This is a genomic window from Klebsiella pneumoniae, assembly GCF_000742135.1.
Taxonomy (GTDB): Bacteria; Pseudomonadota; Gammaproteobacteria; order Enterobacterales; family Enterobacteriaceae; genus Klebsiella; species Klebsiella pneumoniae.
In genome coordinates this window covers 2,451,142-2,471,574 of record NZ_KN046818.1, presented here as the reverse complement: position 1 = coordinate 2,471,574, position 20,433 = coordinate 2,451,142, and the positions used below count along the sequence as shown (strand labels likewise).

Below are 20,433 nucleotides of genomic sequence, written 5' to 3'. Positions count from 1 at the left end.
GCGAAAATGGCCATGGCTGGCGATTAAGGGGGCGAAGGTTTTCCTCCTTGATTTGACGCAAATTTTCCCGGGATTTTGCTGTTAGTTTCCTCCGCGCGATGAATCAACATCCTGCATGGAGGAATGCAATGGACGTCAGCCGCAGAAAGTTCTTTAAGATCTGCGCAGGCGGTATGGCCGGAACTACCGCCGCCGCCCTGGGCTTTGCCCCTAAAATGGCGCTGGCTCAGGCACGCAATTTCAAATTGCTGCGTGCGAAAGAGATCCGCAACACCTGCACTTACTGCTCCGTGGGCTGCGGGCTATTAATGTATAGCCTCGGCGACGGTGCGAAAAACGCCAAAGAAGCGATCTACCATATCGAAGGGGACCCGGACCATCCGGTGAGCCGCGGCGCGCTGTGCCCGAAAGGGGCAGGCCTGCTAGACTATGTCCACAGCGAAAACCGTCTGCGTTATCCGCAATACCGCGCCCCGGGCTCGGATAAATGGCAGCGCATCTCCTGGGATGAAGCCTTTAACCGCATCGCCCGACTGATGAAAGCCGACCGCGACGCCAACTTTATTGAAAAGAATGAACAGGGCGTGACGGTTAACCGCTGGCTTTCCACCGGCATGCTGTGCGCCTCGGCGGCAAGCAATGAGACCGGCATGCTAACGCAAAAATTTGTGCGATCGCTGGGTATGCTGGCGGTAGACAACCAGGCGCGCGTCTGACACGGACCAACGGTAGCAAGTCTTGCTCCAACATTTGGTCGCGGTGCGATGACCAACCACTGGGTGGATATCAAAAACGCCAACGTCGTGGTGGTGATGGGCGGTAACGCCGCCGAAGCGCATCCGGTGGGTTTCCGCTGGGCGATGGAGGCGAAAAACAATAACGACGCCACGCTGATCGTCGTCGACCCGCGCTTTACGCGCACCGCGTCGGTGGCCGATATCTATGCGCCGATTCGTTCCGGTACCGACATTACCTTCCTGTCGGGCGTGCTGCTGTACCTGATCGAAAATAACAAGATCAATGCTGAGTACGTTAAGCATTACACCAATGCCAGCCTGCTGGTGCGGGATGATTTTGCCTTCGAAGAGGGGCTGTTCAGCGGCTACGATGCGGAAAAACGCCAGTACGATAAATCGTCCTGGAACTACCAGTTCGATGAAAACGGCTACGCCAAACGCGATGAAACGCTCAGCCATCCGCGCTGCGTGTGGAACCTGCTGAAGCAGCACGTTTCCCGTTACACGCCCGAGGTGGTCGAAAACATCTGCGGTACGCCGAAAGCGGACTTCCTTAAAGTGTGCGACGTGCTGGCCTCAACCAGCGCCGCGGACCGCACCACCACCTTCCTGTATGCCCTGGGCTGGACGCAGCACACCGTCGGCGCGCAGAACATCCGCACCATGGCGATGATCCAGCTGCTGCTCGGCAACATGGGCATGGCCGGCGGCGGCGTCAACGCCCTGCGCGGCCACTCTAATATTCAGGGGCTGACCGATTTGGGCCTGCTGTCGACCAGTCTGCCGGGCTATTTGACGCTGCCATCGGACAAACAGACCGATCTGCAAAGCTACCTCAGCGCCAACACGCCGAAGGCGACCTTGCCCGAGCAGGTGAACTACTGGAGCAACTACCCGAAATTCTTCGTTAGCCTGATGAAATCCTTCTACGGCGAGGCGGCGCAAAAAGAGAACGACTGGGGCTTTGAGTGGTTACCGAAGTGGGACCAGGCTTACGACGTTATCAAATACTTCAATATGATGGATAACGGCAACGTCACCGGCTATATCTGCCAGGGCTTTAACCCGGTTGCCTCCTTCCCGGATAAAAACAAAGTGGTTCGCAGCCTCAGCAAGCTGAAATATATGGTGGTTATCGATCCGCTGGTGACCGAAACCTCGACCTTCTGGCAGAACCACGGCGAGTCTAATGATGTCGACCCGTCGGCGATTCAGACCGAAGTCTTCCGTCTGCCGTCGACCTGCTTTGCCGAAGAGGACGGTTCGATCGCCAACTCCGGCCGCTGGCTGCAGTGGCACTGGAAAGGTCAGGATGCCCCAGGTGAAGCGCGCAATGATGGCGAAATCCTTGCCGGGATTTACCATCGCCTGCGCGAACTGTACCGCACCGAAGGCGGGAAGGGCGCGGAACCCCTGCTGAAGATGAGCTGGCGCTACAAGCAGCCGGACCATCCGGAATCGGAAGAGGTGGCAAAAGAGAACAACGGCTACGCGCTGGCGGATCTCTACGATCAAAATGGCACTTTGCTGGCGAAAAAAGGCCAACTGCTCAATAGCTTCGCGCTGCTGCGCGATGACGGCAGCACCGCGTCGTCTTGCTGGATCTATACCGGCAGCTGGACCGAGCAGGGTAACCAGATGGCGAATCGTGATAACGCCGATCCTTCGGGCCTGGGCAATACGCTGGGATGGGCCTGGGCGTGGCCGCTCAATCGTCGGGTGCTGTACAACCGCGCTTCGGCCGATATCAACGGCAAGCCCTGGGATGCGAAGCGGATGCTGATCCAGTGGAACGGCAGCAAGTGGGTCGGGAATGATATTCCGGACTTCAATACCGCGCCGCCAGGGAGCAAAACCGGGCCGTTTATCATGCAGCAGGAGGGGCTGGGTCGCCTGTTTGCGCTCGATAAACTGGCGGAAGGGCCGTTCCCGGAGCACTACGAGCCGATGGAAACCCCGCTTGGCACTAACCCGCTGCACCCGAAGGTGGTCTCCAGCCCGGTGGTGCGGTTGTATGAAGAGGACGCCATTCGCTTAGGTAAGAAGGATAAATTCCCGTATGTCGGGACCACCTATCGTCTGACCGAGCATTTCCACACCTGGACCAAGCATGCGTTGCTCAATTCCATCGCGCAGCCGGAACAGTTTGTCGAAATCAGCGAAGGGCTGGCGAAAAGCAAAGGTATCGCTAACGGCGATTGGGTGAAAGTCAGCAGCAAGCGCGGCTTCATTCGCGCGGTTGCCGTGGTGACTCGCCGACTGCGCACGCTGAACGTCAACGGCCAGCAGGTGGAGACCGTCGGGATCCCGCTGCACTGGGGTTTTGAAGGCGTGGCCCGCAAAGGCTACATCGCCAACACCCTGACGCCTAACGTTGGCGATTCCAACTCGCAAACGCCGGAATACAAGGCGTTCCTGGTCAACATCGAGAAAGCGTAAGGAGCGATTCAATGGCGATGGAAACCCAAGACATTATTAAACGCTCCGCGACCAACCCGATCACCCCCGCGCCGCGCGCGCGGGACTATAAAGCGGAAGTCGCCAAGCTTATCGATGTCTCCTCCTGCGTGGGCTGTAAAGCCTGCCAGGTGGCCTGTTCCGAGTGGAATGACATCCGCGATGACGTGGGGCACTGCGTCGGGGTGTACGACAACCCGGCGGATCTCAGCGCCAAATCCTGGACGGTAATGCGTTTTAGCGAGACCGAACAGAACGGCAAACTGGAGTGGCTTATCCGCAAGGATGGCTGTATGCACTGCGCAGAGCCGGGCTGCCTGAAGGCCTGCCCATCCGCCGGGGCGATTATTCAGTACGCCAACGGCATCGTCGATTTCCAGCAGGAAAACTGCATCGGCTGCGGCTACTGCATTGCGGGGTGTCCGTTTAACGTCCCGCGCCTCAATAAAGAGGATAACCGGGTCTATAAATGCACCCTGTGCGTGGATCGGGTCAGCGTCGGCCAGGAACCGGCCTGCGTGAAAACCTGTCCTACCGGCGCGATCCACTTCGGTACGAAGAAAGAGATGCTGGAGGTGGCCGAGGAGCGGGTGGCTAAGCTTAAAAAACGCGGTTATGCCAACGCCGGGATTTACAACCCGCCGGGCGTCGGCGGCACCCACGTGATGTACGTCCTGCATCATGCCGACCAGCCGGAGCTGTATCACAAGCTGCCGAAGGAACCGCAGATCGATACCAGTATCAGTCTGTGGAAGGGGGCGCTGAAACCGCTGGCGGCGGCGGGCTTTATCGCCACCTTCGCCGGGCTGATTTACCACTACATCGGTATCGGGCCGAACAAGGAAGTTGACGACGACGAGGAGAAGCATGATGAGTAAATCGAAGATGATTGTGCGCACAACGTTTATCGATCGCGCCTGTCACTGGACGGTGGTTATCTGTTTCTTCCTCGTGGCGCTGTCGGGAATATCGTTCTTCTTTCCGACGCTACAGTGGCTAACGGAAACCTTCGGCACGCCGCAGATGGGGCGTATTCTGCACCCGTTCTTTGGGGTGCTGATTTTTGTCGCGCTGATGTTTATGTTCGTGCGCTTTGTCCACCACAACATCCCTGATAAACAGGATATTCCGTGGCTGAAAGGCATCGTCGAGGTGCTGAAAGGCAACGAGCATAAGGTGGCGCGCGTCGGTAAGTATAACGCCGGGCAGAAGATGATGTTCGGGACCATCATGAGCATGATATTTGTGCTGCTGGTGACCGGGGTGATTATCTGGCGCCCATATTTTGCGGAATATTTCCCGATGCAGGTGATTCGCTATAGCCTGCTGATTCATGCGACGTCGGCCATCATTCTGATCCACGCCATCCTTATCCATATGTATATGGCGTTCTGGGTGAAGGGGTCGATTAAGGGAATGATTGAAGGCAAGGTGAGCCGCCGCTGGGCGAAGAAACACCACCCGCGCTGGTATCGCGATGTCGAACGCCTGGAAGCGATGAAAGAGAGTCGTGAAGGGATGAAGTAAGCCTTCACGGCGCGAAACCCGCTCCGGAGATGTCGGAGCGGGTTCCCGGCAGTCAGCAGTTCGTGATAAGTGTATCGATTGAATCGATAACGCCCTGGCGCGCATGACTCAGATTGCAGACGAAATCCTGTGGCGGGATCCGTTTATTATTTAAGTTACTGCTCATTGGCGTACAAAGTAAAAAGCTGTCAAATTCTATATTTATCCTTGGTACGGCATGCTGATGCCAGCGTGGTAACTGTTGTGGTCGCATTAAAGGAATAATGACTCTCGTGGCCAGGTCTGCATAATAATCATTCTGCACGATCATATAATATGGCAGGGTTTTATTTGTCTGAGCAGAACAATTTCGATAAACATTGAATTATTCAAGCATCATAGCACCCTGAAAAATTCATCATCAGTAAGAGTGCCTCCTTTTGCAATAAATTCATTCATTGCGGCAATGAATTCCTTGTGCTGTCGCTGTTTATCTGCTTCTCGTAAATCCTTACCTGGCTGTTCTGACGCCTTCTGGACGGGTACGTCAGTGGGTCTTTTACGTAGCGTATTACTTTTCATCATAGGCTCCTTGCGGTTGGTTCTGTGATTATTTACTTTACCCACTAAAAAATAAATACCAGCAGTAAGTTTAATATTTATTTTGCGAGACAGCTTCCAGAGGGAAGTAACAGCCTGAAATATTCATGGTTATAGTAATAAACCTGGCGCTGGCATTAACCAGCGCGACGAGAAATAATCAAAACTTCTCTGGAATGAAGCGGAAAGGAAAATTAGTCTGTTTCATTTTGCCAATTTTGCGCTTCGGCAGCGTCACAGGCTCCACCGGTAAAGCTTCATAGGGGATCTGCGACAGCAGATGGGTGATGATATTCAGACGCACGCGCTTTTTATCCTCCGAGCGGGCGACGAACCACGGCGCCCAGGCGGTATCGGTGGCGGCGAACATGGCGTCGCGGGCAGCGGTATATTCATCCCAGCGGTTGAAAGACTTAATGTCCATCGGCGAGAGCTTCCAGATTTTACGCCCGTCGTCGATGCGATCCCGCAGACGGCGCTCCTGCTCCTGCGGAGAGACCTCCAGCCAGTACTTGAGCAGAATAATGCCCGATTCGACCATGCCGCGCTCCACCATCGGCGCGCCGTCGAGGAACTTCTGCACCTCCTCCGGCGTACAAAAGCCCATCACTCGTTCGACGCCGGCGCGGTTATACCAGCTGCGATCGAAAATCACGATTTCGCCGGCCGCCGGGAGATGCTTGATATAGCGCTGAAAGTAGAGCTGGCTTTTTTCGCGCTCGGTGGGCGAGGGTAAGGCGACGACCCGAAAGATACGCGGGCTGACGCGCTCGGTGATGGCCTTAATGGTGCCGCCTTTCCCGGCGCCGTCCCGGCCTTCAAAGACAATGCACACTTTCAGTCCTTTGTGCATTACCCAGCGCTGCAGTTTCACCAGCTCAACGTGGAGTTTGCGCAGCGCTTTCTCGTACGCTTTGTTGTCGAGCGGCGCGATTTTTACCGCCGTGTCGACCGGATTACCGCTTTTCTTGTTGCCCATCGCCATGCTCCGTGTTGCCGAGGTATCCCTTTGAAGTGTAATCCTCCCCCGGCGAGGCGGTGGAAAACTATTCGCCGGGTTTTCCCGCCAGGATGACTTCCAGTCCCACCCGCTGCCCCCACGACAGCTCCAGGGTGTTACCGTCCGGGTCGGCAAAGAAAGCGAAATAGCCCACCGGATCGCCCAGCTGCTCCGGCTCCCGGCGTAAAACACCTTCCCGCCGTGCGAGGGCCACTTTCTCATCGATCTCGGCCTGGGTGGCGCAGGCGACGCCGAGATGGCCGAACGGTCCCAGCGGCGTATCGGCCGGATCGTCACTTTGCACCAGCACCAGGGCGAAAGGCCGGGTGCGGTCGCTGAGCCATGCCACTTTCCGCGCCGAGGGGAGGTCGGGCTCGCGCTGGTGAATGACGGTCATCGCGGTATAGCGGGTATAAAAATCGATGCTGCTGGCCAGACAGCGGACGGTAAAGGCGACATGAGTAAAACCGACATCAACACTTTGCATGGATAATTCTCCCAAGGTGAACGATGTTTTGACTTTACAACCTCAAGTTAACTTGAGATCAATGAGGTGTTTATCTCTTTGAGCTCACTGATTTTGATAGGGGATTGTTACTGCGAAAGCACGCCGCCGGTATGCCACGCGGCTGGGGAACATGAACGAATCAGGCTGTTGTATGGAGGAAACTGCCGTCGGGCGTTTTTAGCTGGTGTGTCGGGGCGGGATGGTAAATAATGCCGGCCGGCTCTCAATACCCCTATAAGATGTATGAAAAAAACAATCTTTTCACTGGCGCTGGGCACCTTTGGACTTGGCATGGCGGAGTTTGGCATTATGGGCGTGCTGCCGGATATGGCGCACGATGTCGGAATATCCATTCCCGCCGCCGGCAATATGATTGCCTGGTATGCCTTCGGCGTGGTGATCGGCGCGCCGATCATGGCGCTGCTCTCCAGCCGGTTTTCCCTGAAATCGGTGATGCTGTTCCTGGCTGGCCTGTGTATTCTCGGCAATACCCTGTTTACCTTCTCCAGTAGCTACGCCATGCTGGCGCTTGGCCGGCTGGTTTCCGGGTTTCCCCACGGGGCGTTTTTTGGCGTCGGCGCGATTATCCTGTCGAAAATCGCGCCGCCGGGGAAGGTGACCGCCGCGGTGGCGGGGATGATTGGCGGCATGACGATCGCTAACCTGGTGGGCGTCCCGGGTGGCACCTGGCTTGGGCATCACTTCAGCTGGCGCTATACCTTTGCGCTTATCGCGGTATTTAACGTGGCGGTATTTCTGGCAATCTTCTGCTGGGTGCCCACGCTTTATGACCGGGCCAGCACGCGGCTGCGCGAGCAGTTCCGTTTTCTGGCCTCCCCGGCGCCGTGGCTGATTTTCGCCGCCACCATGTTCGGTAACGCCGGCGTGTTTGCCTGGTTCAGCTATATCAAGCCCTTTATGCTCAATGTATCCGGCTTTGCTGAAAGCAAGATGATGCTGATTATGATGCTGGCGGGGCTAGGAATGGTGGTCGGCAATCTGTTCAGCGGCAAAATTTCCGGGCGCTACAGCCCGCTGCGCATTGCGGCCATGACCGACGGGGTCATAGCCGTGACGCTGCTGCTGATCTTTGCCTTCGGTGAACAGAAAGTCGCTTCGCTGGCGCTGGCGTTTCTCTGCTGCGCGGGACTATTCGCCCTGTCAGCGCCGCTGCAGATCCTGCTGCTGCAGAACGCCAAAGGCGGCGAGATGCTGGGGGCGGCCGGGGGACAGATCGCCTTTAACCTCGGCAGCGCCATCGGCGCCTTCTGCGGCGGAATGATGATCGCTCAGGGCTTTGGCTGGAACAGCGTGGCGCTCCCCGCCGCCGCGCTGTCGTTTCTGGCGATGAGCGCCTTGCTCATCTATGGCTGTCATCAGCGGCGACAAGCTTACTAACGACGCCTACTCACGCCAGGGGTCGCCCAGGGTCAGCATCAGGCGGTTGGCCCAGGCGAAAAAGGCCGCGGACTGCAGCAGATCCAGCTGGGCCAGAGTATCTAAGCCCTGCTCATCAAGCGCCGCCAGATGATTGGCGTTTAACGCGGGTGGCGTCACCGATAGCGCGGCGGCGGCGTCGATTTCCGCCTGCCAGCGCGGCGATTGCCCGTCGCGCAGATCCTCTCCGGGCGTCACCGCCAGCAGCGTGTCGACGGCGGTCTCGTCCTTCGCCAGCTGCGCCGCTTTGCGGGCATGCACCGAGGCGCAGTAAATACAGCCGTTGATTTTACTGGCGACCGTGGCGGCCAGCTCGCGTTCGGCGCGCGGCAATCCTCCCGCGGTATAGAAAATGCCCTTATCGGTCAGGGTCCGCTGCTCCAGCACCGGCTGGTTGCGCGCCAGCAGGCGAAAGTAGGGGGAGTCGCTATGGCCATATTTGGCCAGAATCGCCTGTTCTTCAGCGTTGAATTCCGCCAGCGGTTTATCGGCCAGCCAGGGTTCCCAGTGCAGCTCGTCGCGGGTGAAGCGAACCGGGGCCGCTTTGCCGCTCTGCGCGTACGGGGTGGTATGCCAGTATCCGGCGACCAGCGGCGTATCTGCGCTGACGATGGGCTTATGGTTGAGCGCCCGCAGGCCCAGCAGCAGTCGGCTCTGGAAGCTGACAAAGGCTACCAGCTGCGCCAGGGTGACGATGCCCCGCAGGCTCCAGCCCGCGCTGGTTAAGGTGTGCAGCGCGCCGGGAGTGGCTTCAACGGGGGTGAAGGTGAGCAGGCGGGCAAAGGCCAGCGCCGGGACCAGACGATCGGTGGTCGGATCGGCGAGGCCGAAACCGGCATAGTGCGCCGCCAGCGCGTCCGCCTGGTGCAGTTTCGCCACCTTCGCGGCCACCGCGAAGCGTTCATCAAGAGGAAAGTCAGCGTCCTGCTGGCGGAACAGCACTTCATAACTTCCCTGGGCGTGACGGGTGGCGGCATCGCGGACGGCGCGCGCCTGATAAAGCGGGGAACCGGGGGTAATCTCCGCCAGTTCGGCCAGAATATCCTGACTTAGCGTCATGGGGACTCCTTATCTGATGTGGGGGGGCAATATGCTGGGCGATCAGCTCAATGGAACGCAGCGTATCCCGGTGCGAAGGCTCGACCGAGTGCACCTGAAACGAAATATCGGTGGCGCGGGCCAGCACGCTGTCCTGCGCCAGGGAGGCAATAACATGCTCAGGATCGCCAACGTGGGCATCCAGCTGTTGCAGATAGTCGGTGACACTGTCACCTTCTATCGTATGACCCGCCGCCCGGTGCTGAGTCGCCTGCTTGCGCAGACCGGGCTCGGCGACCTGCAGGGCGTGGGCGTGACTGTCGGCGACGAAGGCGGTGCGCGAGGCGAGGATCCGCGGCGCAACGCCGTCCGGCAGCGCCGCCAGGTAGGCGTCAATGATCGGGTTCTGAATGGCGTCCAGCGGCAGACGTGGCTCGCCGGGTGGCCGTGGCTGGGTGCGGGACAGCATCAACCCGTGTCCCGCCTGACCGGCGCGGATGGCGCCCTCCGCAGAGAAGGTGGCGATCCAGATACGCTCCGCCAACTGCGGCGCCGGCGGATAGAGACGGTTGTCCGGGTGGCTCAGCGTGTCGCCGCGCCAGGCGCTATGGATCAGGTGCAGATGGTCGGCAAACGCCGCCCCGCGCTGCTCGCTGGTCAGGCCGAAGGGCAGAAACGAGGTTGGCGTGCCGCCGGAGCCAAAACCCACCTCCAGACGTCCGTCGGTGAGTAAATCCAGTACCGCCGCGTCTTCGGCGACGCGCAGCGGATTTTCCATCGGCAGAGTGATAATCGCCGTGCCGAGACGGATCCGGTCGGTCTGTGCCGCCACGTGGGCGAGAAACACCAGCGGCGATGGCAGGCCGCCTTCCTGTTCATGAAAATGGTGCTGGGCAATCCATGCGCTGTCGAAGCCCAAACGCTCCGCGTGGCGGATCTGTTCGGCCGCCAGCCGGTAGCGCGTTTGCGCGGAGCCCTGATCGAGCAGACGGGTAAAAAAACCGAGGCGTTTTGGCATTATGCGTTCTCCGTGTGGGCCTGTGCTAAGCGGGAGGAAACCTGGGGAATGGCGGCGATCAGTTCGCGGGTGTAGGCCTGCTGCGGGGCGGCGAACAGGCGGTTTACGTCGCCATGCTCCACCACCTGGCCGGCGCGCAGAACCGTGACGCTGTCGGCGATCCGCCTGACCGTCGCCAGATCGTGGGTAATGAACAGGTAGCTCAGATCCAACTGCTGCTGTAGCTGCTGCAGCAGGGCGAGGATCTGCGCCTGCACGGTGACGTCGAGCGCCGAAGTCGCTTCGTCAAGGACCAGTATCGCCGGCTCGAGGATCAGCGCCCGGGCAATCGCCACCCGCTGCCGCTGGCCGCCGGAAAGCTCCCGCGGCGTACGCGACAGCAGCTCGGGGGCCAGGGCCACCCGGGCGGCAACGCTCTCCACACGCTGGCGACGCGTCGCCGCGCTGAGGCGCTCAAAGTTTTTTAACGGCTCTTCGATAATCGCAAACAGCGTCTGGCGCTGGTCGAGCGAAGCGAAGGGGTTCTGGTAGACAAACTGGATCTTGCGCCGCAGCTGACGCTGTGCCTCGCGGCTGAGATGCCCGGCGTCGATACCGTCGATGGTGACCTGTCCGGCGTCGGCGCGCTCAAAGCCCAGCAGGATCCGCGCCAGGGTGGTTTTCCCGGAGCCGGATTCGCCCACCAGCGCATGGGTGCTGCCGCGTCTGACCTCAAAGCTGACGCTGTCGAGCGCCTGCAGCGCCTGTTTGCCCAGCGAGAAGCGTTTGCTGATCCCCTCCACGCGAATGGCCGGCGTGGCCAGCGGCCGGTGACGCGCCGCCGTTAGCCCCAACGGCGCATCCTGCAGGTCGTGGAGCAGCTGGCGGGTGTAAGGATGCTGTGGACGCTGGACAATCGTCTCGGTGGCGCCTTGTTCCTGAATCTCTCCCTGGCGAAACACCATGATCCGGTCGGCGCGTTCGGCGGCCAGCGCCAGATCGTGGGTGACAAACAGCACGGCGGTACCCGACTCGCGACGCAGGATATCGAGCAGGTCGAGAATGCGCTTCTGCACCGTGACGTCGAGGGCGCTGGTGGGCTCGTCGGCAATAATCAGATCCGGCTGCAGGGCAATGGCGATGGCTATCAGCACCCGCTGTTTCATCCCGCCAGACAGCTGATGCGGATACTGGTCAAAACGCTGTTCCGGGTGGCTGAGACCGACTTTAGCGAGCAGGTTAAGAACCTGCTGTCGGCGCTCAGCGGCGGAGAGGGACTGATGCAGCCGGAGGATCTCTTCCACCTGCTGACCAATGGTTTTTACCGGGTTGAGCGAATTACCGGGATCCTGCGGGACCAAGCTGATGCTCACTCCGCGCAGGCGGTTCAGGCGTTTATCCGACCAGTCGCTAATCACTTCGCCATTGAGGACAATCCGCCCGGCATCCCGGCGGGCATTATCCGCCAGCAGGCCGATAATGGCCTGCGCGGTGGTGGTTTTCCCCGAGCCGGATTCTCCGACGAAGGCCAGCATTTCGCCGCGCTGGATGGAAAAGCTGATGTTGTGCACCACCTCGCGCCATTCGCCCCGCGAGCGGTAGCTGATGCGTAGATCTTCAACGGACAAAACGGTCATGGGCGTGCTCCACTCCACTGGCGGCTAAGACGATTGGCGGCAAGGACCACGGCGACCACGGCGAGGCCGGGGAAGGTGGTCAGCCACCAGGCGGTTGACAGGTAATTGCGACCTTCGGCGATCAGTAGTCCCCACTCCGGGACCGGCGGCGGGGTGCCGTAGCCGAGGAAACTGAGGGTGGCCAGGGCCAACATCGCCTGTCCGAACTGCAGCGTCGCGAAAGCAAGCACCGCAGTGAGCGAGTTGGGCAGAATATGGCGCCAGAAGACGGCGAAAAAGGTGCCGCCGCTGCCCCGGGCCGCCTCGACGTAATCGCTGTGGCGCACGCGCACCACTTCTGCTCGCGCCAGGCGCGCGAAGCTGGCGATAGCCGCGACGCCAACCGCCACCGCCGCATTCACCGTGCCGAAACCCAGCAGAATAATCACCGTGAGCTGCAGCAGCAGGGAGGGGATGGCCAGCAGGACATCGACCAGGCGCATGATGGTGGATTCCACGCGTCCGGCCAGCGCCCCGGCGAGGGTGCCAAGGGCGGTACCCACCACCAGGCCGATGGCGACGGCGATCAGCGCCGCAGACAGGGAATGCACCGCGCCGTAAACCACCCGCGTCCACAGGTCGCGCCCCAGCTGGTCGGTACCCAGCCAGTAGTGCGCCTGCGGCGCCAGGCGCTGAGCGCCGGGGATCCCCTCCAGCGGGTTAGCGGAGGTAAACCACTGTGGGGCAATGGCCATTAACAGGGCGGCGATCATCACCGCCCACGCCAGCCACAGGCCAGGCTGCAGGCGCACTCTACGCCACTCCGGGCGGCGGCGAACCGCGATGGTATAGTCGACCAGGCTCATTTCGCACCTCCGGTCTGTAAATGGAGTCGGGGATCCAGTCGCGGCATGACCAGGTCGACCAGCAGGTTGATCAGGACGAAACCGAGGGCGGAGATCATCACCACCGCCTGTAGTACGGCGATATCCTGGTTATTGACCGCCTGCTGGGTCAGCTGGCCGAGGCCGCTGCGGCCGAAGACGGTCTCGGTGATCAGCGCCCCGGCAATCAGTTCGCCGAGCAGCAGCCCGGCAATATTCAGCGCCGGCAGCAGGGCATTCCCCATCACATGGCGCCAGAGGACGCCCGTTTCGCTCATGCCCTTGGCGCGGGCGACCGCGACGAAGGGCTGAACCGCCACCTGATCCATGCTGCGCATCAGGATCTGCGCCAGTGGGGCGGAAATGGGCAGTGCGACGGCGATAACCGGTAAAATCAGTCCTTCCAGTGGGCCGGGGTTGATTACCGGGATCCAGCGCAACTGAAACGAGAAAAGCTGGATCAGGGCGATACCCAACCAAAAGGTAGGTAGAGAGATAAACAGCACCGGTAGCGACTGCAGAAAATTGCTCAGCCAGCGCAGCCCCGGCAGCCGCGAGGCGAAAGCGAGGGCGAACGCCAGCGCCACGGCCAGCAGGAAGGCCGGCAGCGCGAGGCTTAAGGTATCCGGCAGGTTGCTGGCAATCAGACTGCTGACCGCCAGACCCGCCTGCAGGGAATAGCCGAAGTCGCCGTGCAGCATCGCCAGCAGCGTGTGCAGGTACTGGCGCCACAGCGGGCTATCGGCGCCGTAGGCCAGCCGCATCTCCGCAATTTGCGCCGGGCTCAGGCCGAGGTCCGGGTTCTGAAACTTGATCAGCACCGCATCCCCCGGCAGGACCTGCAGCAGGAAAAAGGTGAGGGTAAAGGCCGCCCACAGGACCAGCAGCCCCTGGCCGAATCGTCGCAGAAGATAAGCGCTCATAACCGGCCTCTTAGTGCTTGTCCAGCCACGCGCCGTAGAACGACGGACGACCGACGGCCTCGAAGCTGACGCCTTTGACCCACGGCGCGCCGGCGAACACCTGCGGCTCTTCGAAAATAGGGATCACATAGGCGTTATCGATCAGATAGCGCTGGGCGTCGCCGGTTAACTGCAAGCGCTGCTGCGGCTCTACCGCCGCGGAGATGCCGGTCAGCAGGTCATTGAGCTTATCATCGCGGAAGCGCTGCACTTTATCGCTGGAGCCGCCTTTCTGCAGCAGCGCATCGCGGTTGTTGGGGAAGAACATACTTTTCACCACATCCGGGTCGGCGCGGCCCACTTCTGAGACGGTGAGCGGAGTTTTCTGCGGGTCGAGGTTATCCAGCGTACGGCTACCGGCATCCCCGGCTTTGACCGTCAACGCCACACCCACCTGGCGCCACTGCTGGGCGATCAGCTGCAGCACTTCCTTATTTTGCGGCTGCGGCAGCGACTCATAGACGGTCAGCGCCAGCCGCTGACCGTCTTTGCTGCGAATACCGTCGGCGGCGGGCTTCCAGCCGGCGTCATCCAGCAACTGCCGGGCTTTGGCCTGGTCGAAGGTGAGTTTATCGCTGAGATTGACATAGCCGGCGGCAGAGCTGGCCAGCACGGAGGTGGCTTGCGGGTAGTTAGCGGAGAACAGCGTCTCCACCACCTGCCTGGCGTTGGTGGCATGGAGCAGGGCCTGACGCACCCGCAGGTCGGCGACCAGTGGGTTATCCGGGCGGAAGCTCAGGCTGTCGTTGACCCCGCGGGTAGGGGCAGCGTAGATCTTAAATCCCTGATCGGTAGCCTGCTTTTCATCGTAGGCCTGCACCTGGCGAATAAAGCCCGCCTGACCTGCCAGCAGCGCGCCGATACGCACGCTGTCTTCCGGCGTCACAATATAGGTGATGCCGTCGAGGTTAGCGGGCCCCTGCTGGGCAATGTTTTTCGGCCCCCACTGGTAATCCTTGCGCGCCACCAGCGTCAGCTCGCGGCCTGGTTTTTCATCCTGCACGACGAAGGGGCCGGAGCCGATAATATGTCGGGCATCGCCCAGCTCTTCAAAATTACGCTGCAGGGTGCTGAGAGATACCAGACCGGAGCCGATGGTGGCGGTTCCCTGCAGGAAGCCCGGCGACGGCTTGTTGAAGTAGAATTTTACCGTCAGCGGGTCGATCACTTCGCTGCGCTGGTAGTTATTGATGACCTCCGAGACGGGCAGACGATGGGCTTTATCTCCCAGACCATAGGTATCGAAGTTTTTGGCGACGGCGGCGGCGTCCAGCGGTGTGCCATCTGAGAAAGTGACCCCTTTGCGCAGGTGGAAGGTGTACTCGGTTTTATCGGCATTGCTGGTCCAGCTCTCGGCGATCCACGGCTCAATCTCCAGCGTTTTCGGGTTCTGCCAGGTGAGCTTGTCGGTTATCTGATTGAGAATCCCGCCATTCGGGTAAAAGCCGCCGGCGGGCGGATAGAGATTGGTGTGCGGTTGCTGCTCCAGATAAATTAAGGTGCCGCCTTTAACCGGCGTGTCGGCGGCCCAGACGGAAAAGGCGCCGGCGAGAAACAGCGCGGCCAGCGCGGGCAGGCGAAAATGACGATGCATGGTGAATTCCTTTGTTATCTATTGTGTTGCCATCATCGGGCGCGGCTAAAAACAAAGGAACCAAGGAGTTGCGCTAAGCATTTGCGGAAATTGCATTTACTTCCCGGGTTGGGAAGCGAGAGGACGTGCCAGGGGGATCGCCTCTCCCGGACGGGAGAGGCGCGGGTGATTAGCTACGCAGATCGATAACCATACGGCCGCGGATCTGACCTTGCTCCATCTCTTTGAAGATAGCGTTGATATCTTCCAGCGGACGCAGGGTGACTTTCGGCACCACTTTGCCTTCGGCGGCAAACTGGAAGGCTTCCACCAGATCCTGACGGGTGCCGACCAGCGAACCGACCACCTCGATGCCGTCCAGCACCAGACGCGGAATATCGAGGCTCATCGCCTCCGGCGGCAGGCCCACCGCGACCACGCGGCCACCGGCGCGAACAGCATCCACCGCCGAGTTAAAGGCCGCTTTGGCCACCGCGGTTACTACCGCAGCGTGGGCGCCGCCGGTTTTTTCCTGAATCACTTTCGCCGCATCTTCATTGCGGGAGTTGATGGTCAGGTCGGCGCCCATCGAGGCCGCCAGCTCCAGCTGTCCGTCGTTGACGTCGATAGCGATCACTTTGGCGTTAAACACATTCTTCGCATACTGCAGCGCGAGGTTACCCAGCCCGCCGAGGCCGTAGATGGCGATCCACTGGCCCGGTTTGATGTGGGAGACCTTGACCGCTTTGTAGGTGGTGACGCCCGCGCAGGTGATGCTGCTGGCGGCGGCGGAGTCGAGGCCGTCCGGAACTTTTACCGCGTAGTTGGCGGTGACGATGCACTCTTCCGCCATGCCGCCATCGACGGTATAGCCGGCGTTTTTCACCGAGCGGCAGAGCGTCTCGTTGCCGCTGTTACAGTAATCGCAGTGGCCGCAGCCTTCGAAGAACCACGCCACGCTGGCGCGGTCGCCCGGCTTCAGGGAGGTGACGCCCGGGCCGACTTTTTGTACCACCCCGATCCCTTCATGGCCGAGAATGACGCCGGTTTTATCGCCAAAATCGCCGTTTTTCACGTGCAGGTCAGTATGACACACGCCGCAGCATTCCATTTTCAACAGCGCTTCGCCGTATTCCAGCGGGCGCAGCGTTTTTTCCGTGACGTTAACCTGATGGTCGTGGGTAACAACAGCTGCCTTCATGCCTGTCTCCTTGTGGGGGAATTGATTAACTTAATTAATGCAATAGTACCCAATAAGGAATAGACGCTGAGCGGTAAAATACAAGGCGCTTAGTACAGAATGTGGCTTTTTGCTACAGAGATAGCACAAAATTCAGACAACATCGCTATATTTGGTAGGTAATAATATTGACGCTGAATGGTCATGTTTTTGTCATCACTCGAATCTATTGTTTTGCGCATCAATTTCTTATAACAACAGAGTGATACAACAATGCATCTGGTAAAAACCATCCTCACCGCCGGTCTGCTTTTGTCCGCCGCCGCCCAGGCCCACAATGTGCTGGAATTTCCCCAGCCGGAAAACAACCCGGAAGAATTTTACGCCGTCACTGAGATCCCGACGGGCGGGATCATTAAGTACGAAACCGATGCTAAAACGGGGTTTATCGTCGCCGACCGCTTTCAGTCGATGCCGGTGGCCTACCCGGCGAACTACGGCTCGCTGACCCAGTCGCTGGCCGGGGATGGCGACCCGCTGGACGTGGTGTTTTATACCCGCGCGCCGATGGCCCCGGGCACGCTGATTAAGCTGCGGGCAATTGGTGTGCTGAAGATGATAGACGGCGGTGAGAAAGACGACAAAATCATCGCCGTACCGGCCAGTAAAATTGACCCGACCTACGACGACATCAAGACCATCTCCGATCTGCCGAAAATAGAACAGCAGCGGCTGGAGGCCTTCTTCCGGGTCTATAAAGAACTGCCGGAGGGGCGTAAAAAGGTCGAGCTGGCCGGCTTTAATGACGCCGCGGCCGCGAAGCAGGAGATCAAATCGGCCTGGGAGGCCTGGAAGGCGAAGAACCCGCAATAATATTCATCGCGGGCGCTGTCCGGCGCCCGCGGCATTCGCTTTCACGATCCCTATGGCGGCAAAATCACACGTCACACGTCACACGACAACGCTTATCCCACCATATTGCATCTTGACGCAGGATGAAGGCGATGGTTGTATTGTACAACCATTTCATTTTCTGGACCCGCCGCCATGCCTGATACCCCCTTAATCCAACAGATTCGTACCGCCTCGCGGTTAATGGTGCGCGAGCTGGGCTTTATGAGCACCACGCTGGCCGCCACCCATTATTCACCTTCGGCGGTGCACACCCTGCTTGAGGTATCGATGAGGGAGGAGATGACGGCCGCGCAGCTGGTCACGTTGCTGGGACTGGAAAAATCAAGCGTCAGCCGGATGGTCTCTCGTCTGCTGGCGGCTGGTGAGCTGGAGGAGCGTCCTTGCGCGGAGGATGCGCGCGCGAAATCACTCGCCCTGACGGCAAAGGGGCACGATACGGTGGCGAAAATTAACGCCTGGGGTACCCGTCAGGTGGTGGAGGCGTTAGACCATCTGGATGAGACGCAGCAGCAAACTGTCGCCACTGGACTGGCGGCCTATGCCCGGGCGCTGGCGCAGTGTCGGGATAGCGCGCTTGCGGATACGGCTCCGCAAATTTCGCTGATGACCGGCTACCAGCCGGGGATGATCGGCCGGATAGCCCAGATGCACGGGGAGTATTACGCCCGTCATCATGACTTTGGCGCTTTTTTTGAAGGCAAGGTCGCCAGCGGCGTAGCGGAATTTGCCACCCGGCTCTCCTCCCCGGCCAACCAGATCTGGCTGGCGATCCGCGAAGGGAAAATCGTCGGCTCGCTGGCTATCGATGGCGAGGACCTCGGCCAGCAGGAGGCGCATTTGCGCTGGTTCATTCTCGATGACAGCTGCCGGGGAACCGGCATTGGCAGGCGGCTCCTCAGCGAGGCGATGGCTTTCTGCGATAGTCGCCAGTTTAGCGCGGTGCAGCTGTGGACCTTTAAAGGGCTGGACGCGGCCCGCAAACTGTATGAATCCTTTGGCTTCACGTTAATCCGCGAATGGCAGGGGGAGCAGTGGGGAAAGGTAATGACCGAGCAGCAATTTACCCGGTCCGGAAACATCGGCTAAGGGTGTTGCGCCTTAGCCGGTGGGGGGACATGGAGATTACGTCAGTTGGTTAAGCAGGCGGGCAATCTCCTCTTGCCACTGTGCCTGCAGTGACGGCTTTTGATGTTTTGGCTTGCGGGCCATGTCGTCAGCCAGCCACTGCTCCAGGTCAATCAGCCGCGCCAGCAGCGCCTCCTCATCATCGTCAGCCCCGGCGGGTGTACTCTGCAAAGCGAGCCGACTGTCCGGGGCGGGCGCCACGGCCTGCAGACGGGCATAGACCTCCTCCAGGCTGTGCCACTCCGTTAGCCCGGCGCTGTCAATCAGCCAGAAGCGGTTACAGCTTTCGCTAATCAGCTGGCGGTCATGACTGACCAGCAGCACGCCGCCGGGGTAATCGCGCAGCGTCTGCGCCAGCGCCGCTTTACCCTCCATATCAAGATGGTTGGTGGGTTCATCCAGCAGCAGCAGACTGTAGCGCGCCAGCGACAGGCCAACGAACAGCAGCCGCGATCGCTCGCCGCCGCTGAGGGTGCTGACCTTCTGGCTATGTCTCGCCCAGCCAAACCCGGCGGCGATCAGCGCCCGTTTACGGGTGTCCGCCGACGGGGCAAACGGCGTCAGGGCCTCGAGCAGGCTGGCCTCGTCCGGCAACTGCGCCAGCGTCTGGTCATAGTAGCCGGGGGGCAACCGGGGATGCAGGCGCAGCCCCGGGAGAGGCGATGCGTTGTTCATCTGCTGCCACAGCAGGCGCAGCAGGGACGATTTGCCGCCGCCATTACGTCCCATGATGGCCACGCGATCGCCGCTGCGCAGGCGCGCCACGCCGGTGGTGAAGAGGGATGGCTGACCCGGCGCGGGCAAGACGGGAAGGGTGTCCATCTCCAAAAGGCGGTCGGCCGGCAGGGCGTCCCCCTGTAACACCAGGCGCCACGGCGGGCCGACGCTGAGCTCGGTCTGCTCGTCTTTCAGGCGGGCGACCTGCTTCTCCATCTGTTTGGCTTTGCGGGCGAGATCTTCATTGTCATAGACCCGACCCCAGGTGGCCAGCCGCCGGGCGCTGGCGCTGACCCGGTCGATCTCTTTTTGCTCCGCCTTATGACGTAACGCGGCGCTTTCATCCTGCTCCTGCAGTGCCTGACGGGCAGCGCTGCAGGGCAAGGCGAAGCAATGTAGCGTCTGGTCGCGGAGGATCCAACTCGCATTAGTTACAGCATCCAGTAAGGTGTTGTCGTGTGACACCAGTACGAAGCTCCCCTGCCAGGTTTGCAGGAAGCTTTCCAGCCACAGCAGGGTGGGCAGATCGAGATGGTTGCCCGGCTCATCCAACAAGAGCAGATCAGGCTGGCGGATCAGCGCCCGGGCCAGTAGCAGACGCGTGTGCTGGCCGCCGCTCAGGGTGGCGGTCTGCTGCTCCATCACCGCCGGGGTAAAGCCCATCTGCGCCAGCAGGCGCTCGGCCAGCCAGCGCTGTGCTTCCCGCGCGTCGGCGGGTAATGGGGCCAGCACCGCCTGCAGCAGCGACTGCGTATGCAGCGCCTCCGGCAGATGCTGTTCAACGCGGGCCATCAGACACTGACCGGCAAGCGAGACGCTGCCCGAGGTGGGCGCGAGGGTGCCGTCCAGCACCTGCAGCAGGGTGCTTTTGCCGCAACCGTTATGGCCGATGAGACCGATCCGGTCGCCTTTCTTCAGGGTGAAGGAGAGGGAGTTAAACAGCGGCCCAAAAGCCGTCTCCACGTGGAGCGCATGGGCAGTTAGTAAAGTACTCATAGTCAACTTACTCAAGAGTTACAGGCATGCAAATGCCTCGTCAAAACTCGCTGACGATAACCCGGTAAGCCGGAGAGAAGGGGTTGCGTGAAGAGTCTTCGCTCAAGCCATAGTTATCGCAGCACGATACCGATAACGCTTGAGCTGGCGCAATTGCCTAAGGCATGTGAAACAATAAACATTTC

17 protein-coding genes and 1 pseudogene are annotated in these 20,433 nt (G+C 60.1%); 6 read left to right on the top strand and 12 right to left on the bottom strand.

Annotated elements, in window-relative coordinates:
- Window positions 1-128 precede the first annotated feature (128 nt).
- Genes fdnG through fdnI form a run of 3 tightly spaced genes read left to right on the top strand, consistent with a single transcriptional unit; the run spans window position 129 to window position 4,721 of the window.
- Complete coding sequence (gene fdnG / locus DR88_RS13755) at window positions 129-3,176, top strand: formate dehydrogenase-N subunit alpha (RefSeq protein WP_085956337.1); 3,048 nt, start codon at window positions 129-131, stop codon at window positions 3,174-3,176.
- A gap of 11 nt (window positions 3,177-3,187) precedes the next feature.
- Window positions 3,188-4,072: a formate dehydrogenase subunit beta gene (gene fdxH / locus DR88_RS13760; protein ID WP_004143747.1), complete on the top strand. Its 885-nt coding sequence runs from the start codon at window positions 3,188-3,190 to the stop codon at window positions 4,070-4,072.
- Window positions 4,065-4,721 carry a formate dehydrogenase-N subunit gamma gene (fdnI, locus tag DR88_RS13765; RefSeq protein WP_025862059.1) on the top strand — a complete coding sequence of 219 codons (657 nt, stop codon included), beginning with the start codon at window positions 4,065-4,067 and terminating at the stop codon, window positions 4,719-4,721. The genes fdxH and fdnI overlap by 8 nt, the downstream gene beginning before the upstream one ends.
- Window positions 4,722-4,773: 52 nt before the next feature.
- Here the strand turns inward: fdnI and DR88_RS28135 are convergent.
- The 4 genes and pseudogenes from DR88_RS28135 to DR88_RS13775 form a co-directional block, all read right to left on the bottom strand.
- A pseudogene (locus tag DR88_RS28135) lies at window positions 4,774-5,085 on the bottom strand (CcdB family protein); the annotation flags it as partial.
- Between the two features lie 11 nt (window positions 5,086-5,096).
- Window positions 5,097-5,282, bottom strand: coding sequence for a hypothetical protein (locus DR88_RS0125860; protein WP_004175994.1), 186 nt, complete (start codon window positions 5,280-5,282; stop codon window positions 5,097-5,099).
- 178 nt (window positions 5,283-5,460) lie between these two features.
- Window positions 5,461-6,279, bottom strand: coding sequence for a polyphosphate kinase 2 (gene ppk2, locus DR88_RS13770; protein WP_025862060.1), 819 nt, complete (start codon window positions 6,277-6,279; stop codon window positions 5,461-5,463).
- A gap of 67 nt (window positions 6,280-6,346) precedes the next feature.
- On the bottom strand, window positions 6,347-6,787 hold the full coding sequence (locus DR88_RS13775) for a VOC family protein (protein WP_002906451.1): 441 nt from the start codon (window positions 6,785-6,787) through the stop codon (window positions 6,347-6,349).
- Between the two features lie 264 nt (window positions 6,788-7,051).
- On the opposite strand from DR88_RS13775, the gene araJ reads away from it, so the two are divergent.
- A complete protein-coding gene (gene araJ / locus DR88_RS13780; protein WP_002906449.1) occupies window positions 7,052-8,206 on the top strand; it encodes an MFS transporter AraJ in 1,155 nt (384 codons plus the stop codon).
- Between the two features lie 6 nt (window positions 8,207-8,212).
- Here araJ and DR88_RS13785 read toward each other — a convergent pair whose 3' ends face one another.
- From DR88_RS13785 to adhP, 7 genes are all read right to left on the bottom strand, one after another.
- Complete coding sequence (locus DR88_RS13785) at window positions 8,213-9,304, bottom strand: alkylhydroperoxidase domain protein (protein WP_025862061.1); 1,092 nt, start codon at window positions 9,302-9,304, stop codon at window positions 8,213-8,215.
- Complete coding sequence (locus DR88_RS13790) at window positions 9,189-10,301, bottom strand: putative FMN-dependent luciferase-like monooxygenase (protein WP_004148503.1); 1,113 nt, start codon at window positions 10,299-10,301, stop codon at window positions 9,189-9,191. Before DR88_RS13790 ends, DR88_RS13785 begins: the two co-directional genes overlap by 116 nt.
- Entirely contained in the window at window positions 10,301-11,917 is a 1,617-nt protein-coding gene (locus DR88_RS13795) for a dipeptide ABC transporter ATP-binding protein (protein ID WP_032443889.1), read from the bottom strand. The genes DR88_RS13790 and DR88_RS13795 overlap by 1 nt, the downstream gene beginning before the upstream one ends.
- Entirely contained in the window at window positions 11,914-12,762 is an 849-nt protein-coding gene (locus tag DR88_RS13800; RefSeq protein ID WP_004148501.1) for an ABC transporter permease, read from the bottom strand. The genes DR88_RS13795 and DR88_RS13800 overlap by 4 nt, the downstream gene beginning before the upstream one ends.
- Entirely contained in the window at window positions 12,759-13,703 is a 945-nt protein-coding gene (locus tag DR88_RS13805) for an ABC transporter permease (RefSeq protein ID WP_002906228.1), read from the bottom strand. Before DR88_RS13805 ends, DR88_RS13800 begins: the two co-directional genes overlap by 4 nt.
- Before the next feature lie 10 nt (window positions 13,704-13,713).
- Window positions 13,714-15,336: a TIGR04028 family ABC transporter substrate-binding protein gene (locus DR88_RS13810; protein ID WP_004148500.1), complete on the bottom strand. Its 1,623-nt coding sequence runs from the start codon at window positions 15,334-15,336 to the stop codon at window positions 13,714-13,716.
- Between the two features lie 169 nt (window positions 15,337-15,505).
- Window positions 15,506-16,516 (bottom strand): alcohol dehydrogenase AdhP, encoded by a 1,011-nt coding sequence (gene adhP / locus DR88_RS13815; protein ID WP_002906221.1) that lies wholly within the window; start codon window positions 16,514-16,516, stop codon window positions 15,506-15,508.
- Window positions 16,517-16,768: 252 nt separating this feature from the next.
- Here adhP and DR88_RS13820 point away from each other — a divergent pair, with 252 nt between their 5' ends.
- Together DR88_RS13820 and DR88_RS31740 are read left to right on the top strand one after the other, a co-directional pair.
- Complete coding sequence (locus DR88_RS13820; RefSeq protein WP_002906218.1) at window positions 16,769-17,368, top strand: inorganic diphosphatase; 600 nt, start codon at window positions 16,769-16,771, stop codon at window positions 17,366-17,368.
- Window positions 17,369-17,542: 174 nt separating this feature from the next.
- Window positions 17,543-18,496 carry a bifunctional helix-turn-helix transcriptional regulator/GNAT family N-acetyltransferase gene (locus tag DR88_RS31740; RefSeq protein WP_004148495.1) on the top strand — a complete coding sequence of 318 codons (954 nt, stop codon included), beginning with the start codon at window positions 17,543-17,545 and terminating at the stop codon, window positions 18,494-18,496.
- 36 nt (window positions 18,497-18,532) lie between these two features.
- On the opposite strand, the gene DR88_RS13830 is transcribed toward DR88_RS31740, so the two are convergent.
- Entirely contained in the window at window positions 18,533-20,248 is a 1,716-nt protein-coding gene (locus tag DR88_RS13830; RefSeq protein WP_004148494.1) for an ABC-F family ATP-binding cassette domain-containing protein, read from the bottom strand.
- Between the last annotated feature and the right edge of the window lie 185 nt (window positions 20,249-20,433).